Annotated in this window: 16 protein-coding genes; 11 read left to right on the plus strand and 5 right to left on the minus strand. The window is 63.8% G+C overall.

Going from position 1 to position 14,138, the window contains the following annotated elements; genetic code table 11:
* Window positions 1–24: 24 nt before the first annotated feature.
* Genes AC3D25_RS13050 through AC3D25_RS13085 form a run of 8 tightly spaced genes read left to right on the plus strand, consistent with a single transcriptional unit; the run spans window position 25 to window position 6,211 of the window.
* The gene (locus AC3D25_RS13050) at window positions 25–786 is read left to right on the plus strand and encodes a hypothetical protein (protein WP_488888793.1); all 762 of its coding nucleotides are present in this window, start codon (window positions 25–27) and stop codon (window positions 784–786) included.
* Window positions 787–1,338, plus strand: a complete 552-nt coding sequence (locus AC3D25_RS13055; RefSeq protein WP_488888794.1) for a PilN domain-containing protein — start codon at window positions 787–789, stop codon at window positions 1,336–1,338.
* Window positions 1,335–1,913: a hypothetical protein gene (locus tag AC3D25_RS13060; RefSeq protein WP_488888795.1), complete on the plus strand. Its 579-nt coding sequence runs from the start codon at window positions 1,335–1,337 to the stop codon at window positions 1,911–1,913. Before AC3D25_RS13055 ends, AC3D25_RS13060 begins: the two co-directional genes overlap by 4 nt.
* Before the next feature lie 2 nt (window positions 1,914–1,915).
* Window positions 1,916–2,527: a hypothetical protein gene (locus AC3D25_RS13065; protein WP_488888796.1), complete on the plus strand. Its 612-nt coding sequence runs from the start codon at window positions 1,916–1,918 to the stop codon at window positions 2,525–2,527.
* Window positions 2,524–4,872, plus strand: coding sequence for a hypothetical protein (locus tag AC3D25_RS13070; RefSeq protein WP_488888797.1), 2,349 nt, complete (start codon window positions 2,524–2,526; stop codon window positions 4,870–4,872). Before AC3D25_RS13065 ends, AC3D25_RS13070 begins: the two co-directional genes overlap by 4 nt.
* On the plus strand, window positions 4,817–5,356 hold the full coding sequence (locus AC3D25_RS13075) for a type II secretion system protein (RefSeq protein ID WP_488888798.1): 540 nt from the start codon (window positions 4,817–4,819) through the stop codon (window positions 5,354–5,356). The genes AC3D25_RS13070 and AC3D25_RS13075 overlap by 56 nt, the downstream gene beginning before the upstream one ends.
* 7 nt (window positions 5,357–5,363) lie before the next feature.
* Window positions 5,364–5,747 (plus strand): type II secretion system protein, encoded by a 384-nt coding sequence (locus AC3D25_RS13080; protein ID WP_488888799.1) that lies wholly within the window; start codon window positions 5,364–5,366, stop codon window positions 5,745–5,747.
* A complete protein-coding gene (locus AC3D25_RS13085; protein ID WP_488888800.1) occupies window positions 5,741–6,211 on the plus strand; it encodes a type II secretion system protein in 471 nt (156 codons plus the stop codon). Before AC3D25_RS13080 ends, AC3D25_RS13085 begins: the two co-directional genes overlap by 7 nt.
* Window positions 6,212–6,228: 17 nt before the next feature.
* On the opposite strand, the gene AC3D25_RS13090 is transcribed toward AC3D25_RS13085, so the two are convergent.
* The 3 genes from AC3D25_RS13090 to AC3D25_RS13100 all read right to left on the minus strand — a co-directional run bounded on the left by AC3D25_RS13090 (window position 6,229) and on the right by AC3D25_RS13100 (window position 7,993).
* Window positions 6,229–6,597, minus strand: coding sequence for a hypothetical protein (locus AC3D25_RS13090; RefSeq protein WP_488888801.1), 369 nt, complete (start codon window positions 6,595–6,597; stop codon window positions 6,229–6,231).
* Window positions 6,598–6,652: 55 nt separating this feature from the next.
* Complete coding sequence (gene bamE, locus AC3D25_RS13095; protein ID WP_488889688.1) at window positions 6,653–7,126, minus strand: outer membrane protein assembly factor BamE domain-containing protein; 474 nt, start codon at window positions 7,124–7,126, stop codon at window positions 6,653–6,655.
* Window positions 7,127–7,237: 111 nt separating this feature from the next.
* The gene (locus AC3D25_RS13100; protein ID WP_488888802.1) at window positions 7,238–7,993 is read right to left on the minus strand and encodes a peptidoglycan DD-metalloendopeptidase family protein; all 756 of its coding nucleotides are present in this window, start codon (window positions 7,991–7,993) and stop codon (window positions 7,238–7,240) included.
* A 680-nt stretch (window positions 7,994–8,673) separates the two neighbouring features.
* Here AC3D25_RS13100 and AC3D25_RS13105 point away from each other — a divergent pair.
* On the plus strand, window positions 8,674–8,925 hold the full coding sequence (locus AC3D25_RS13105; protein WP_488889689.1) for a GlsB/YeaQ/YmgE family stress response membrane protein: 252 nt from the start codon (window positions 8,674–8,676) through the stop codon (window positions 8,923–8,925).
* A gap of 103 nt (window positions 8,926–9,028) precedes the next feature.
* Here the strand turns inward: AC3D25_RS13105 and AC3D25_RS13110 are convergent, their stop codons facing one another.
* Window positions 9,029–9,688, minus strand: a complete 660-nt coding sequence (locus AC3D25_RS13110; protein WP_488888803.1) for a VTT domain-containing protein — start codon at window positions 9,686–9,688, stop codon at window positions 9,029–9,031.
* Window positions 9,689–9,917: 229 nt separating this feature from the next.
* Here AC3D25_RS13110 and mutL point away from each other — a divergent pair, with 229 nt between their 5' ends.
* Both mutL and miaA read left to right on the plus strand, forming a co-directional pair.
* Entirely contained in the window at window positions 9,918–11,906 is a 1,989-nt protein-coding gene (gene mutL, locus AC3D25_RS13115) for a DNA mismatch repair endonuclease MutL (protein WP_488888804.1), read from the plus strand.
* The gene (gene miaA, locus AC3D25_RS13120; protein ID WP_488888805.1) at window positions 11,903–12,859 is read left to right on the plus strand and encodes a tRNA (adenosine(37)-N6)-dimethylallyltransferase MiaA; all 957 of its coding nucleotides are present in this window, start codon (window positions 11,903–11,905) and stop codon (window positions 12,857–12,859) included. Before mutL ends, miaA begins: the two co-directional genes overlap by 4 nt.
* Window positions 12,860–12,947: 88 nt before the next feature.
* On the opposite strand, the gene purM is transcribed toward miaA, so the two are convergent.
* A complete protein-coding gene (gene purM, locus AC3D25_RS13125) occupies window positions 12,948–14,003 on the minus strand; it encodes a phosphoribosylformylglycinamidine cyclo-ligase (protein WP_488888806.1) in 1,056 nt (351 codons plus the stop codon).
* Window positions 14,004–14,138 lie beyond the last annotated feature (135 nt).

A 14,138-nucleotide genomic window follows, 5' to 3' on the forward strand; every position in this document is an offset into this window, starting at 1 on the left:
GCCGGACTCGGCCGGTCCGAACGATTGCGCGTCTATCTCGGACACGATGCGTTGGCCGTCTGCACGGTGCGCGGCCGGTTAAGACCGGCATTGACGTCGAAGATCATTCTTCCGTTCGTCGCGACCGGCCGGTCCGGCATGCACGACGTCGCGCCCGCGCTCGCAGCGCTTGCGAGCTGGCTTCAAGCGCATCCGCACCGAGGCGGGATCGAATGGATCGTCGGCATCGATCACGTGCGCTATATCGTTCTGCCGTGGGATGAGCGTCTTTCCGACCCCTCGTTTTGCTGCACGCTGGCGGCGGCGTTGTTCGCGCAACAGTGCGCGAGCGGCGATCTCCCCTTTTCCGCGCACCGATTGCGCTTTGCCGCGCTTGTCTTCGGCCGGCCGCGCCTCGTCGCGCTGATTTCCGACGAAAAAATCCGCGCGCTTACAGCCTTTTCGGTTCATCACAAGTGCCGCACGCGTCGAATTGAGACGGCTCTGAGCGTCGTCTGGAACCGCTTGCTCGTCCATACGAAGAACGAAAATGGCGAACTTGCCCTCATTGAAGGCCCGCGCCTGATGCGTATTGCTTATGAGCGCGGGCATCTTCTCTCGCTGACGGTACAGCCGTTTTCCGAGGACCGTTCGCCGCCGCTGCCTTGTAACGCGACCTGGGTGTTTCCGATCGGTCGCGCGCCGGCACCGCTGGACGGCGAACGAATGCCCAAGGGTCTCGCGCCTGAGGGTCTCGTGCCCGCCGACGATCCGCGTCTCGCCTACGCGCTCTGCGGAGTGTTTTGAATGAGCCGTCTTCGCTGGAACTTCGCCGAACGGCGATGGTGGAATCGACCGTGGATCGCCGTTTGCGTGATCGCGTTCTCGGGCTGCGTCCACGCGCTGTGGTGGCGGCAGCATCTGCTCGCGCAGCGTGAAGACGCGATCGAACGCGTGGACGCTACAGCCCGGCACGTCACGGCGCGCCAATATCGGATGGCCGCGCCGCCGCCTGCGCTCGACCAGGTATTCGCGCAAATGCGATACCCGTGGCTCGACGTGCTGGACAGCCTTCAGCGGGCAGCGAAGCCTGGACTCCAGTTGCTCACACTGGAGCCGGATGCGGGCGCGATCCGACGCGTAAATATCAGTGGCGTCGCGAGCCGGGTACAGGACGTGTTCGATTTCGTTGTGGCGCTGCAGGGCGACCGCTCGTGGGCGTCCGTGCGTTTGGTCAGCCAGGCGAAAAACGAAGACACAAGCGCCCTGCCGGCCGCCGACGCAAGCCCTCCGCCACTACCCGTCTCGGCTCCGGCTGGTGTCTCGTTTTCGCTTGTCGCCGAATGGGGCCGGCCGTGACCGGCAAAAATTGGCGGCGGTTGATTTCCTGGCATCTCACATGTCGATTAAACCGAGTCGAGTGGCGGCATAGCGCGGGGGCGGGCCTTTTGGGCTTGTGGATCCTTTTGATCGGCACGGTCGATCTCCCGCTGCATGCGGAAATCCAGCGCGCGACATTGCAGCTCGCTCCGTACCTTGCCTTGCAATCTTCGAAGCCGGCTTCAGCCATGAAGCCGATAACGCGACGCGATGTCAGCACTGAATTTGCAGCCGCGCTGCCTGAGTTCGAGAAATATCCGGAGCAGCTTCGTGCGTTGAACGCACTCGCGGACCGGGCTGGCGTCGCACTCGTGCGCGTCGATTACCGTTACGAACCCCTGCCGGCGTTGCCGATCATCGCTCTCTCCCTGCAGATCGACCTGCGCGGCGAGGAAGTGCAACAACGAAAATTCTTGCAAGCCGCCCTCGACGCATTTGCGAATCTGGCGATTGCGCGACTGGCCTACGCAAAAGGCGCCGACGGCACCCTGAAGGTCGAACAGAAACTTCAGGTCGATCTTTACTACCGGGCGCGTCCAAAGGCCGTTGAGTGAGGATGACCATTTCTCCCTCCGTGCAACTGGTATTGGTCGCGACCGTCGTGGGCGCCATCGCGTTGTTGCTCCGCGCCGAACCCGTCGAATCGCCGCTGCCGTTCCCCGCGCCGACGCCCGCGACGCAAACCCCCGCGGCGCGCGTCGCTTATGTGGAAGACAAGCCGTGGGCGCGGCTTCGGCTACCCGGGCCGCCGACATCATCCGCAAGGGTTGCTTCAAGTACACCGCCGCTACCCGCGCCACACGCGAAGGCGGACGCGGATGCAAACGTCACGCCGCCCTTGCCGCCGCTACCCGTCACGCCGAATCAGCCGGACGTGGTTTATCTGGGCCGCATCGTGAAGGACGGCATCGTGCAGGTTTTCTTCGCGTCGAGCGGCGACCCCGCCGTGCTCCGCACGGGAGAAGTCTTGAACGGCACCTGGCGTGTCCAGTCGATCTCAACCGAAAGCGTCACGCTCCGTCACCTGCAAACCAACGAAACACGACTGATCGCGACAGGCGGAAACGCGCCGCCGCGTCCCGGTGGCGTCGCGGCCGGACAGGTCGGCCAAAACTTTATCGCGAGTCACCCGTTGCAACAGCAATTGATCGAACAGGTAAACAGATGAGTCACCGGCAATTCTGGTATCGCGCGTTATCGGCGCACGCGCGCGCGCCCCGCGCGCCCCGCGATACCCGCGATACCCGGCGGCTGGCACGGGGATTGGTCGTGAGCGTCCTGATGGCGGGCGTCGGCGGATGTGCCGGCTATGGCAACTGGCACAGCGGCAACACGTTGCTCCAGGAAGGAAAGGCGGTCGAAGGTCTGGACCAGATGCGCCTGGCGTCGCTGGAAAATCCGGAGCAATACCGGATGAAGTACATCGCGCAGCGCGACCGTCAAATGCAGACGTCGATGGAAAAGGCGGCGACAGCGCGCGCGAACGGCCATGTCGACGATGCGCTCACGGCCTATCAGGACGTCCTGCGGTATGACTCGCAGAACACGGAGGCGTTGCGCGGAATCGCATTGATCGCGCGTGAACAGCGCGAAAAGACGGAACTGGACGAAGCTCGGGCCGCGCTCGCGAAAGGCGATGCCGCAACCGCCAGGCAATTGCTGAACGCGATTCTGTCGGAGAACGCCGCTCACGTGATGGCGCGCCAGCTCTTGCAGCAAATCGACGCGAAATACACCCGCGCGGCGATGATGCTGCCCGCGCTGAACCAGTCATTGCAGACGCCGGTCACGCTCGAACTGAAGGACGTCGATATCCGCTCCGTCCTCGCGATCCTGACCCAGACATCGGGCATCGGCTTCGTACTCGACAAGGACGTCAGTCCCGATCTGCGCGCCACGATCTACGCGCGCAATACGACGGTCATGGACGCGCTGAATCTGATCCTGCAAACGTCGCAACTCGACAAAAAGATCCTCAACGACAGCACGGTTTTCATCTATCCGGCCACCGAAGAAAAGCGCAAGCGCTATGACGATCTGGTCGTGCGCTCCTATTACCTGAACAGCGCCGATCCGAAGAAAGTGCAGGAAATGCTGCGCACGGTCGTGGCGCCGAAGTCGATGTACGTGGACGAGCGGCTGAAGATGCTGGTGGTGCGCGATACCGAAACGGTTCAGGACACGATTCTCCGGTTGCTGGACCTTTACGATATCGCCAGCCCCGAGGTCATGCTCGACGTTGAAGTCCTCGAGGTCAATTCCAACGATCTGCTCAACGTGGGCATTCAGTTTCCCACCAGCGTGAGCGCCAGCATGGTCGGACCGGCCGGCTTACCCGCCAGCTTGACCATCGATCAACTGAGAGGCCTGAACAAGAACAGTTTCCCTCTGACGTTTCCCGATCCGCTCGCGGTCCTCAACCTGCGCCAGACCAGCGGCAGCACGCGGTTGCTCGCCAATCCGCGCATCCGCGTGCTGAACCGCGAAAAGGCCAGCGTGCTGATCGGCGACAAGGTGCCCGTCATCACCTCGACGGTCAACCAGACTTCGAGCGCCATCACGGAATCCGTCAGCTACCTCGACGTCGGCCTGAAGCTGGACGTGGAACCCGAGATTCACATCGACAACGACGTGACAATGCGAGTGGCGCTGGAGGTTAGCAATATCGTGAAGGAAGTCCGCTCCTCGTCCACCGGCCTGCTTGCTTACCAGATCGGCACACGCAACGCGACGACCGTGCTGCGCCTGCACGAAGGTGAAACCCAGGCATTGGCGGGTTTGATCAAGAGCGACAGCCAGGAATCCGGCACGCATCTTCCTGGTTTGGGGAAAATCCCGCTGCTCGGGCGACTGTTTTCCAACACGACCGATAGCGGCAGTCGGTCGGAAATCGTCTTGCTGATCACGCCGCACGTGGTGCGCTCGCTGGCGATGCCAAATTCCTACGCTCAGACGTTCCCGAGCGGCACGGCCGAGCAAGTGTCATCGCGGCCGTTGCGTCTCACGCCCGCCGCGCAGTACAGCGATTCCGATAGCTTGCCGCCTCCCGCCGCACCCGCCGACACCGGCGCCGTCGTCGCGCCGTCACCGGCCCTGCGGGCGCTGAGCGCACCGGCTAATCCCGAGGTGCGGACTGACGCGATTCGTTTCGACTTGGCCGCGCCTTCGCAGACTGCGGCGAACAGCAGTTTCACGGTCAATCTGCTCGCCCAGGGACCGGCTTTCGAACAAGCGGAACTCGATCTTGTTCTGGACCGGCCGGATATCCAGATGCTCAAGGTCGAACCGCGCACAGGGGTCGTGCTGAATGCAAAGCGGAACGGAGACAACGTCCATATTTCGATCGGCAAGGCCACGGCCGACGGCTCGCTCGCGATGATTTCGTTCCAGGCTGATCGTCCTGCAGGCAGCCCGCTCAACTTGTCATTGCAGAACGTAAAAGTGGAGAAAGAGAGCCATGTGCAGATTCCCAGCACGGTCGCATTGCCCAGGCAAATCGTCGTGTCGCCGTGAAGCCGAGCCGAGCCGGTTCAATACCGGCTTTACGCTGATCGAAATGATCGTCACCGTCGCGCTGGTCGCGATCGTTGCGTCGGTCGCGACGCCTTTCGCGAAAATGCACGAACAGCACGAAAAGGAGCGCGAACTGAAAGACGCATTGCGCGAAGTCCGGACCGCGATCGACGCCTACAAGCAAGCCGGCGACGAAGGCCGCATCGCACGTTCGCTGGATTCGACCGGTTACCCGAAGTCGCTGGACGATCTGGTGACCGGCACAGTGAACCAGCGCGATCCGAAGGGCCGGAAAATCTACTTTCTGCGCCGCGTGCCGCGCGATCCGATGAATCCGGCAGGATCTGCGCCCTCCGCAGATACCTGGGGTAAGCGCAGCTACGCAAGCGACGCCGACGACCCGCAGGAAGGCACCGACGTGTACGACGTGTTTTCGCTGAGTGAACGCGAAGGGACCAACGGCGTCCCGTATCGAAAATGGTGACCAAAAAATGCCTCTGAAAGCGCGCAGACGGGGTTTTACCTTGATCGAACTGCTGGTCGTGCTGGCTATCGTGGCGACGCTCCTTTCGATCGTCGCGCCGCGCTATGTTCATCAGACCGACCGCGCGAAAGAAGCCGCGTTGAAGGCGAATCTCGCGGTCCTGCGCCGGGCGCTCGACGAGTACTACAGCGACACGGGCAGATATCCGGAAAAGCTCGCCGCGCTGACGGAGCGCCATTATCTGCGGGCCTTGCCGCTGGACCCGGTGACGAACCGCAATGACAGTTGGGTGCCCATTCCCGGTATGGATGATGACAACAAACGCGTCGTCGACGTAAAAAGCGGCGCGCGCGGGAAAGCGCTTGACGGCACGGAGTACGACGCGTGGTAAGAAAATGGCCGGGACGGCGACGCGAGCGGGGCGTCGCCTATTTCTGGGCGTTGCTCATGGTCCTGTTCATTACGCTGGGACTCGGCAAGCTGCTTGAGAATCTCGCCCGGTCGAACCAGCGCGCAGCCGAGGCGGACTTGATCTACACGGGCAATCTGTATCGCGATGCCATTCGCCAATATGTTCAAAGCACGCCAACGGGCGCGCGGCCGTATCCGGCGAAACTCGGTGATCTATTGCGCGATCCACGCTATCCGGGGATGCGCCGCTATTTGCGCAGGCTCTATCCCGATCCGCTTACCGGCAGGCCGTTCGTACCCATTGTGTCTGCGGAAGGAGGCGTGATGGGCGTGCGCAGCGCGTCGTCGCGAAGACCCATCAAAACAGCCCGATTTCGCGCCGAGCAGGCAGAATTTGGCGCCGCGCGAACTTATCAGCAGTGGGAATTCCGCTATGCGCCGTAAGCCAGGCGCCGAAAATCTCAGTCCTCGTCGACCGTTGCGATCACTGCATCCTCATACCGCTTCTGCCGCACACACTCCACGCACCAGCGCTGCTCCACCTCGCCCGCCGTCGCATCCCACGTGTGCCCATGCGCGCATTGCCAACGCAAAGGCGTCGAAGCATCGACGTAACGCTCGCTCAGCAACTCACCGCCACGAGCCCGCGCAAAGTCGCCAAACCGCGCGAGATGCGCTTCGCGCCGCTGGGCCGCGCAACTCATGCAGCGCACGTTTCGCGACGCGCTCACGGTATCGTCCCACTCATGGCCGCCCGCGCATTCCCATGCAGGCAGAACGTCCGCCGGGCGCGCCGCCCGTGCGTCCCGAAACGCCGACGCCAACGTCATCAACGCGCGGCGTGCGTCCGCACTCGAATTACTTTTCCTGTATGCCATCGTCGTGTTAGCGGCTGCCGCCACCTACCGATTCGGACCGCGACGTGGTCGTGACGATGCCGTCCGGCCCGAAATGCGCGTTAAACATCGCATCGCGATTCACGCCGTCTTCGAGCCAGTGCCAGCTCCACACGCGCTCCTTCTTCAGCGGATATTCGGCGATGGTCGTCGGCTTGCCGAGGATCCGGCGCACTTCGTCCATCGTCATGCCGGGACGAATCTTCGCGATGTTCGCCGCCGTCAACGCTTGCGTCACGGCGACGAACTTGCCGGCTGCATCGATATCGACCATGTAGGTCGTCGTGCCCGCCGGGCCGCGCGGATATTCGAGACGCTTCGAACCGTCGGTGAAGGTACGCGTGGAGTCGGGCTCGCCCATCTGGTTGCGGATTTCCGCCTCCGTCGTCACGCCGGGCGTGAGGTTCTTGAGAAGCAGCGTGTCCGGTTTCACGGCGTTGAAAAACGCCTTGAGCTTGTTCATGGCGTCGTCGCCCTGCTGGTTGTCGCAGCCTGCCAGAAGTCCGGCCGCGAGCCACGCGATGATCGCAACTTTTCTCACCAACCTGCTCCTCGTTCAATGCGCACAGTCATCTCAGCCACCCTTGCCGAGCGACGCCAGCGGATCGACCGCCTGCCCCGACTTGCGCAATTCGAAGTGCAGCAGCGGCTTGTTGTTCGTGCCGACGCCCATTTCGGCGATGGTCGCGCCCTGCTTGACCGTATCGCCTTCGCGCACGAGCAGCTTGCTGTTGTGCGCATAGGCGGTGAGGTAGTCGCCGCTATGTTTCACGATGATCATCTGGCCGTAAGCGCGCAAGCCCGAGCCCGCATACACGACCTTGCCCGGTGCGGCCGCTTTCACCGGCGCGCCGACCTTGCCCTCGATGTCGATGCCTTTGCTGCCTCCGCCGAACTTCGTCACGACGTCGCCCTGAGCGGGCCATGCAAGCGCAATGTCGCCCTTCGACACCGCGGGTGCCTCTTCATGCGCTGCCGGCGGCGCAGCCTTGGGCTCAGCCGCTCCCGGCGCGACGCCCAGCAAAGGCGGCTGGGACGACGACTTATTCCAGTCGTCCGCCGATGCCGAGGCCGCTCCTGGCGGCGCGACGCGCAACAACTGGTCGATATTCACCTGCATGCTCGGCGGCAAGTTGTTCCACCGGATGAGATCGGCGGGCTTTTGCTTCTGCGCCCGGGCGATGCCGTACAACGTATCGCCGGGCTTCACGCGATAAAAACCCGGTCCCGCAAGCGGGAGCGGCGCGAGCGCGGCCGGCGCGGGCGCCGGCGCAACGGGCGGCTCACTCTGCGCGACCGGCGGCGCGCTGCCGCTGGAACGGTCGACCACGGGCGCCGGAATACGCGGCTCCGAAGAGCACGCCGCCAACCCGGTTCCAATCACGACGGCCCATGCCGTCGTCGCGAAAAACTTAACTGAACGTGCTACCGCCATACTTCCAATCCCTGCCCTGTTTGTTTTTTCAACGTTTCCGGCCATCCGGCAAACGCTCCGCCCATCAGAACCGCGTCCCGGCGACGCATCCGCCGAATCCACCGCCATTCGATGCCGCGCCGCCGCAGCCGAATATGCCACAGCCCGACATCGCCAGGACCGCGCTGGCGATCGCCAACGCCATCCGGACCGAACGCCACCCCGACCCACTCGACACACCTGTTTTTTCGTCAATCACTTTCGACACCTTCGCGAGCATAAAACATTTGGCGGCAACTCACGGCCGCCACCGCCGCTCAAGTCGCGACGCTTCGACGTGCTCATTCATCCCGCAACCCGCGAAAGTATCACAGCGCGACGCGTGGCCGGACCAGAGGAAAGCTCCATCGAAATCCTCCGGGAAGCCCGTCATCCGGTGCTGACACGGGGTCCATGCGCACCTTGCACCGCTCTCACGCAGACAAACTTTGACCTTCTGAAACGTCCACGCGACACCGCGCGTCGGCTAAATTCTGCACGCCCGATGCGGGTGCATCGAACATTCAACTTTTAACAGAGGCTTCTACATGGCATTCATAGAACACGGTTTGGTCGCGTGGCTCATCATCGGCGCGGTGGCGGGCTGGCTCGCCGGCTTGCTGGTCAAGGGCGGCGGGTTTGGCCTGATCGTCGATATTCTGGTGGGTATCGTCGGCGCGGTGATCGGCGGCTGGCTGTTCGGCATGCTCGGCATCACGCTCGGCGGCGGCTGGATCGGCTCGATCGCGACAGCGGTGATCGGCGCCGTGGTGCTGCTCTTCATCATCCGGCTGTTCCGGCGCGGTTGATCGCTTTCTAGCGCTCACGTAAATAAAACAGCGAGGCCGCCCGATGGCGGCCTCGCTGTTTTTTGCATCGCGTCTCGCGTGCGTCGCTCGGACCCTCAGTACCTCAAGCCTTAGGCGCGCGCCGCAGCACTTTCCACAGCGCGCCGAGCGCGATCGGAATCACGGCGGCGCCAATCCCGACCAGCACGATCACGTTCAGATATTGCCGGATGAACGGAATATTGCCGAAGAAGTAGCCCAGCAACACGAGCAGCAGCACCCAGATCAGCGCGCCGAGCACGTTGAAAAGCTGGAAGCGTCCGTGATTCATCGAGGAAGCGCCCGCCACGAAAGGCGCAAAGGTCCGCACGACCGGCACGAAACGCGCGATCACGATGGTTTTACCGCCGTGCCGCTCGTAGAAATCGTGGGTTTTTTGCAGGGCTGCGCGGTCGAGGAATCGTTCGATCACCGGCAGGTTCGTATCGAAAACCTTCGGGCCGATCTTGCGGCCGATCCAGTAATTCAGCGTATTGCCGCCGACCGCCGCGACCAGCAGCAGCACGATCAGCGCGCCGAGATCCATCGAGCCGGTCGCCGCAAACGCGCCGCCGATAAACAGCAGCGAATCGCCCGGCAAGAACGGGAACACGACCAGCCCCGTCTCGCAGAACACGATCAGGAACAGCACTGCGTACACCCAGCCGCCGTAATTCTCGATGAAAAACCCGAGCGATTTGTCGATGTGAAGGATGAGGCTCAGAAACTGTAGCAGCGTGTCCAAATGAATTCCCCGACGAAAAAGTAAAGTGAGCCGATCGCTCCGGCGGTGAACAGACGTCACGGGCGATAAACCGCGCGGCCCGAAAGGCCACGTCGCCAGACGACCAAGACGCGCCATGATACCGAAACTTGCCGCGCCAAAAACCAGCAAACCCTAAGCCGATCCCGCCAAAACCCCGTGGGAAAGTGCTGGCCGAAGCCCGCCGTGCGCGAATCGTTATAATTTGGGCATGCCCGATACCACCGAAATCTCCGACGCCGCCGCCGCGCCGTCCGCGCCCGCCGCCATGCCCCGCGCGCGCGCCATCCAGCCGCTTCCCGACCAGTTGATCAGCCAGATCGCGGCGGGCGAAGTGGTGGAACGGCCGGCCTCGGTGGTGAAGGAACTGCTCGAAAACGCCCTCGATGCCGGCGCACAAAGTCTGCGCATCACACTCGACGAAGGCGGCGTGAAGCGCATCGTGATCGCCGATGACGGCTGCGGCATTCCGCCCGCCGAGTTGCCGCTCGCGCTTCTGCGCCACGCCACCAGCAAAATCCGCTCGCTCGCCGAACTCGAAGCCGTCGCGACGCTCGGTTTTCGCGGCGAAGCGCTGGCGTCGATAGCCTCGGTGGCCGAGCTTTTCATCACGAGCCGAACCGACACCTGCGCGCACGCCACGCGAATCGACGGACAGACCGGCGCGATCACGCCCGCCGCCGGCACCGTCGGCACGACGATGGAAGTGCGCGAGCTTTACTTCAACACGCCAGCGCGCCGAAAGTTCCTCAAAAGCGAACAGACCGAACTTGGCCACTGTCTCGAAATGATCCGGCGCACGGCGCTCGCCCGTCCCGATGTCGCGATTTCCGTGCTGCATAACGGCAAGGCTGTCGAGCACTGGAACGCGAGCGATCCGCAGACGCGTGTCGCTAAAATTCTCGGCGAGGTGTTTGCAACCGCGCATCTGCCGCTCGACGAACGCGCCGGGCCGCTCGCCGTCTACGGTTGCGCGGGTTTGCCGACCGCAAGCCGAGGCCGCGCCGATCAGCAGTATTTCTTCGTCAACGGACGTTTCGTGCGCGACAAGCTGCTGACGCACGCGGTGCGCGCGGCTTACGAGGACGTGCTGCACGGCAACCGTTATCCGTCGTATGTGCTGTTTCTCGATTTGCCGCCCGAAGCGGTGGATGTGAACGTGCATCCGTCGAAAATCGAGGTACGGTTCCGCGATTCCCGCTCGATCCACCAGTTCGTGTTCCACGCCGTGCAGCGCGCGCTCGCGCGGCAGGCAGGGGCATCGCCGGAAACGACCGCAGGCGGGCACGCCGCGCAACTGGAGCCGACCGGGCCGGCGTCGTTCAGCGCGCGGCCGCTCACGGGCGCGGGCGTGCTGAACACCATCGGCGATGCACTGACGCGCAATCACGCCGGCGCGAGCGAGAATGGCACGACGTGGCTGCGCCAGTCGCGCATGGCGCAAGGCACGCTGCCGGTCGCCCAGCCGCTCGCGCTCTACGACGCGCTGTTCGGCCGTCGCGACGTGAACGCGGGCACGCCGCAAGGCGCGACAATCGGCGAGCATGCTGAAGATAACGCGAGCGACGCGCCGCAAGCCGCGTCGCCGTTCGCGAGCTACCGCGCGGAAACCGCCGAGCAGCCGCTCGGCTTCGCGCTCGGGCAGATCCACGGTATTTACGTGCTGGCGCAGAACGCGCAGGGGCTGGTGATCGTCGATATGCACGCAGCGCACGAGCGCATTCTCTACGAGCAGTTCAAGAACGCGCTCGCGGACCGTGCGATTGCCGTGCAGCCGCTGCTCATTCCCGTTTCGATGAACGCGGATGCTGTCGAGATCGGCGTCGTGGAGGAAGAACGCGCGACGCTGGATGCACTCGGCTTCGATCTGGCCGTGCTGTCGCCCACTTCCATCGCCATTCGCGCCGTGCCCGCGCTCCTGAAGGACGCCGATCTCCAGTCGCTCGCCCGCGCCGTGCTCGCCGATCTGCAAGCCTACGGCGGCTCGCGCGTGCTCACCGAACGCCAGCACGAATTGCTCGGCACGCTCGCGTGCCATCACGCGGTGCGCGCGAACCGGCGCCTCACGCTCGACGAAATGAACGGACTGCTGCGCCAGATGGAAGCCACCGACCGCGCCGATCAATGCAACCACGGCCGTCCGACCTGGTTCCAGTTGACGCTCGGCGACCTCGACCGCCTCTTCATGCGCGGCCAATGAGCGGCGCCTCCTCGACACAATCCATCGCGTGCCTGCTCGGCCCGACCGCGTCGGGCAAGACCGCCGCCGCACTGGCGTTCGCGGCGCGTCATCCGGTGGAAATCGTGAGTGTCGATTCGGCGCTCGTCTACCGCGAGATGGATATCGGCACAGCCAAGCCCAGCGCCGCTGAGCGGGCGGCCGCGCCGCATCATCTGATCGATATCGTCGATCCCGCCGAGGCCTATTCCGCCGCCGAATTTCGTGCCGACGCGCTGAGGTTGATCGGCGAGATCGAGGCACGCGGGAACATTCCGCTGCTGGTCGGCGGCACGATGATGTACTACAAGGCGCTCACCGAGGGCTTGAACGATCTGCCGGCGGCGAACCCGGAATTGCGCGCGACGCTCGAAGCCGATGCCGCTCGCGATGGCTGGCCCGCGCTCCACGCGCGTCTCGCCACCGTCGATCCCGCCACGGCCGCGCGGCTCGCGCCGAACGACTCGCAGCGCGTCCAGCGCGCGCTGGAAGTGTTCATGCTGACGGGCGAAGCGATGTCGACGCTGCTCGCCAAGCCGCGCCTTCCCGAGGACAGCGCGCGTCGCCAGTTCGTACCGGTCGCGCTCGAACCGTCGGACCGCGCCGTGCTGCATGCGCGGATCGCTGCGCGCTTCGATGCAATGCTCGCGGCGGGGTTTATCGGCGAGGTGGAAGCGCTGCGCGCTCGCGGCGATCTGAATCCGGGACTGCCGTCGATGCGTTGCGTCGGCTATCGCCAGGCGTGGGAATATCTCGACGGCGAAACGGATTACGACACCATGCGCGATCGTGGCGTCTTCGCGACGCGGCAACTCTGTAAGCGCCAGTTGACGTGGCTACGCGCGATGCCGGAGCGGATCGGCGTGGATTGCTGCGCACTGGACGCGAGCGCGCAAGTGCTGACCGTACTGGAACGCGTGCTCGGGCTTTCATAGCGCTAACGCCCCAGTTTTAACGGCCCCGAAACGCAAAAAAGCCGCTCTTCGAGAGCGGCTTTTCCAATCCTGCAACGTCAACGGCCGTTCAAACCACCACGGTCTGCGCTTCGCCTTCAGCGCTCGCGCGGATCGTGCCGATCTTCCAGACCTGCTCGCCCGCGGCCGACAACAAGCCCGTGGCCGCTTCCGCATCGGCGGCGGACACGATCACCACCATCCCGATTCCGCAATTGAACACGCGGTGCATTTCCGCATCGGCGACGCCGCCGTGCTTCTGCAGCCACGCAAACAGCGGCGGCAGCGGCCATGCGGCGTGATCCAGTTCGGCGGTCAGACCGTCGCGCAGCACGCGCGGAATGTTTTCCACGAGGCCGCCGCCGGTGATGTGCGCCATGCCTTTCACCGCGATCTGCTGCATCAGCGCGAGCAACGGCTTCACGTAGATATGCGTCGGCGCCATCAGCGCGTCGGCAAGCGAGCGCCCGTCGAAATCGGCGTTCAGGTCCGGCTGCGCGCGCTCGATGATCTTGCGCACCAGCGAATACCCGTTCGAGTGGATGCCGCTCGACGCCAGCCCGAGCACTACATCGCCCGGCACGATCGTGCTGCCGTCGATAATCTTGCTTTTCTCGACCGCGCCGACCGCAAAGCCCGCCAGATCGTATTCGCCATCGGGATACATGCCCGGCATTTCAGCCGTTTCACCGCCGATCAGCGCGCAACCCGACAGCTCGCAACCCTGCGCGATGCCCTGCACGACAGTCGCCGCCGTGTCCACATCCAGCTTGCCGCACGCGAAATAATCGAGGAAAAAGAGCGGTTCCGCGCCCTGCACGAGAATATCGTTGACGCTCATCGCGACGAGATCCTGGCCGACCGTGTCGTGTTTGTTCAGCTGAAACGCGAGGCGCAGCTTCGTGCCGACGCCGTCCGTGCCCGACACGAGCACCGGTTCCTTGTACTTTTTCGGCACTTCGAACAACGCGCCGAAACCGCCGATGCCGCCCAGCACGCCGTCGCGCAGGGTTTTTTTGGCAAAGGGCTTGATGCGGTCGACGAGCGCGTCGCCGGCATCGATGTCCACGCCCGCGTCGCGGTAGGACAAACCTTGTGCGTCGGGGGCGGATTTCGGCTGATTCATGGGGGATAAGCGAGAAGGTCGGTAAAATGCGATTTTACCCGATGCCGGCCGGTTGGCTGGAATTCTCCCGTTCCGACGACACCTGGGTCCGAAGCTTGGCCGTTCTATCCAGTCCGCGCGTGGGCGAACTCCGCG

Source organism: Caballeronia sp. SL1002 (assembly GCF_057814995.1).